Genomic DNA, 1934 nt, shown 5'->3' with positions numbered 1-1934 from the left:
CTGGCCGCCGAGTTCGGCATGAGCCGCGAGACCTTCCGCGACGTCCGCGCCGCGGTCGGCGCCGACTCGCTCGACGCGGAGACCGACGACGCCGACGGCAGCGCGAAGGAGAAGGGCTACGGCGTCACCGCTGCCCCGATCTTCGCCCCTCCCCCGTGGTCGACGTCGAGGACAAGATCCTCGTCGACATGGCCTTCGCCGCCATGACCGACGAGGAGGCCCGCATCTGCGAGCTCGCCTACGGCTTCACCGAGTACGAGCCGGTCCCCGACCCGGAGATCGGCCACCGCATGGGCCTCTCGAAGGCGACCGTGCAGCGCAAGCGTCAGAAGGCGCTTGGCCAGTCACGCAAGGCCCTTGGCGTGGCTCTCGCGGAGGAGAACTGACATGGACACCATCACCTTCCTGCCCCCGGCGACCCGCGTCCGCATGGACGGGCGACGTCGTCGACACCCAGGTCCAGACCGGCGAGCTCCTCGTCGAGCGCACCGGCGACGGCTCGCGCGTGTGGGTCAAGCCGGGTGATGTGCGGTGAGCGAGCACCTCCACGTGAGCATCCCGCCCGCCCGCTTCCGCGCCTCGGGGCGAGCCGCCCGACGTCGCCGAGGTCGAGCGCGTGCGCGAGCCAGCTAAGCCGACGGCCTACACGATCGCCCCTACCGACGAGACGTGCTCCCTGCATCCGCACGACCACCTGTGGTGGGTCGAGATCTCGACGGGCGAGGCTGCCCTCTGGTGCGACCGTTGCGGCACGTCGAACCTGCCGGCTCGCCCCCACCGCGAACCCACACCCCGCCCGCGCTACACCTGGCGCGCGTTCCTCACCGACCTGAGAGGCCTCCTCCGACCGTGATCGTTGTCCACACCAAGCCTCGTTGCGTCCAGTGCGACGCCGTGAAGCGCTACCTCGACCGCCACGGCCTGGAGTTCGTCGAGGTCCCGCTCACCCCCGCTCGACCGCCGCCTTCCAGGCCGCCGGCATCCTCGCCGCCCCCGTCGTCGAGCTGCCCGGCGAGGAGCCCTTCGGCGGGTTCCGCGCGCCGTTGCTCGACGCCTGGCGGGTGAAGAACGGAGGAAGTAGCCACGTGAGTTGCGCAAGGTGCCTTGCGTGACTTACGGTAGAGGCACTCCCCCAGGGAGCCGGATCGGCCGGCTTCCACGTCCGGCCCTCGGGCCAGGAAGGAGGGGCCCTCATGGCCTCCACGACTGTCACCCCGAGCACCTTCGCTGTGCTGACCGACTCGGTCGAGGGCCGCTGGCCGTTCCGGGTCGAGATCCGGGGCACCGAGTACGTGCTCGACACGTACGGCTGGGCGTTCGGCGGCGACGCGCGCGGCGAGTACATCGACCCTCCCCGTCTTCCCCGTCGGCGGAGGCGACCGCCGGAAGGTGACCGTCCGCGACAACACACCCGCGCGCGTGCTGTCGTACGTCGGCAACTGGGACCCGAACCGCGAGGTCTTCGTCTGACCCACCCCCGCCAGGCCCCCGCCCCTACCTGGGACGGGGGCCTTCGTCGTTTCGTGACTCGTCCCCCGCAAGACCTTCCCGGCAACGGAGTTACGAGGTATCGTCCCAGCATGACCGACCACGCCTATACGCGGATCTCATTCGACTCCCGAGTCTCCGGCTCGATCGCCAAGCAACGCGCGCGGCTCGCCCGCCACTCCCCCGACGCCGTCGTCTACGAGGAGCGCTCCGTCTCCGGCGCGAAGGTGCCCTTCGCCGACCGGGACGAGGGAGCCCGGCTCCTCGCCGCCCTCCAGCCCGGCGACCGCGTGCTCGCGACGAAGATCGACCGCGTCGCTCGCAACGTCCGCGACCTCCTTGACCTCGTCGAGCGCATCGAGCGCGAGGGCGCGTCTATCGTCTTCGTCGACCAGTCGATCGACACGAGCGGGCCCATGGGCCGCTTCCTCCTGACGCTCCTCGGG

At 70.8% G+C, this 1934-nt stretch carries 4 protein-coding genes; all 4 read left to right on the top strand.

Annotated elements, in window-relative coordinates:
• Nucleotides 1–207 (top strand): hypothetical protein (locus tag PROKR_RS33430; protein ID WP_036959101.1); only part of this gene is annotated, 207 nt, incomplete at its 5' end.
• Entirely contained in the window at nucleotides 156–386 is a 231-nt protein-coding gene (locus tag PROKR_RS01500) for a hypothetical protein (RefSeq protein ID WP_157601800.1), read from the top strand. The genes PROKR_RS33430 and PROKR_RS01500, both read left to right, overlap by 52 nt.
• A gap of 283 nt (nucleotides 387–669) precedes the next feature.
• Nucleotides 670–1065, top strand: a complete 396-nt coding sequence (locus PROKR_RS38045) for a glutaredoxin domain-containing protein (protein WP_084800198.1) — start codon at nucleotides 670–672, stop codon at nucleotides 1063–1065.
• 515 nt (nucleotides 1066–1580) lie between these two features.
• A partial coding sequence (locus tag PROKR_RS33420) for a recombinase family protein (protein WP_036959099.1) occupies nucleotides 1581–1934 on the top strand: 354 nt, incomplete at its 3' end.

The sequence above is a fragment of the Promicromonospora kroppenstedtii DSM 19349 genome, from assembly GCF_000515355.1.
Classification (GTDB): Bacteria; Actinomycetota; Actinomycetes; order Actinomycetales; family Cellulomonadaceae; genus Promicromonospora; species Promicromonospora kroppenstedtii.
The sequence above is the reverse complement of the archived record's forward strand: the minus strand, read 5'-3'. Positions and strand labels throughout refer to the sequence as shown.